The organism is Mycolicibacter sinensis (assembly GCF_001667375.1).
GTDB lineage: Bacteria > Actinomycetota > Actinomycetes > Mycobacteriales > Mycobacteriaceae > Mycobacterium > Mycobacterium sinense_A.
The window spans coordinates 1-721 of record NZ_LZIN01000070.1 but is presented as its reverse complement, the minus strand read 5'-3'; the positions used below and the strand labels follow the sequence as shown (position 1 = coordinate 721).

Below are 721 nucleotides of genomic sequence, written 5' to 3'. Positions count from 1 at the left end.
CCGGCGATCTTCGTCGGCGGGACGATGTTGCCGACGCCCTCGGCGGCGTTCGCCCAAACCGCGGCCGACCTGTTCCTCAACCCGCTAGGCTTCGACGCCGGCGACGATCCGACGGTCTGCGTGATCGGTGCCGGCATCTGCGATTCCCCGCTGCAGGTGCTGACCACCCCGCAGCTGATCCTGCAGGGCCACAGCAGTTTCGTCGGGGCGGCCGAGATCGTGCGGGCGGTGCACGCCGAACTCAACGCCAACCCCGACGCCTACGATGCCGACAACCCGCTGTGGGTGTTCGGCTGGTCGCAGGGCGCCACGGCCGGTTCGATCGCCATGGCCCAGCTGGAACACGACGGCGTCGACCCGCAGTTGCTGCATTTCGTGTTCATCGGCAATCCGGTCGGTGCCGACACCGCGTCGGAGGGTATGGGCGGGGTTTCCTCCTCCGACTTCTTCGACACTGCTCTGCTGTCGGGTGTCCAGACCCCGAACAACTGGTTCGCGGTAACCGATTACACGATCCCCGGAGATCCGGTCACCGACCCCACGTCCACCTCTGAGCTCGGTTTGTTCTACGAGCACATGATGTATCTGGGGCTCACGCCCGATCAGGTGGCCAACCACCTGGCCACCACCGACGGCGCGATCACCGACATCGACATCTCCGGTGACTTCGACCAGTTCGGCGCCTGGATCAATGCGTGGAGCCACGGGCTGGTCGACAGCG

1 protein-coding gene is annotated in these 721 nt (G+C 66.0%); it reads left to right on the top strand.

What is annotated here, in order from left to right; translation table 11 throughout:
- Positions 1-24: 24 nt before the first annotated feature.
- Positions 25-721 (top strand): PE-PPE domain-containing protein (locus A5771_RS13460; RefSeq protein WP_234783048.1); only part of this gene is annotated, 697 nt, incomplete at its 3' end.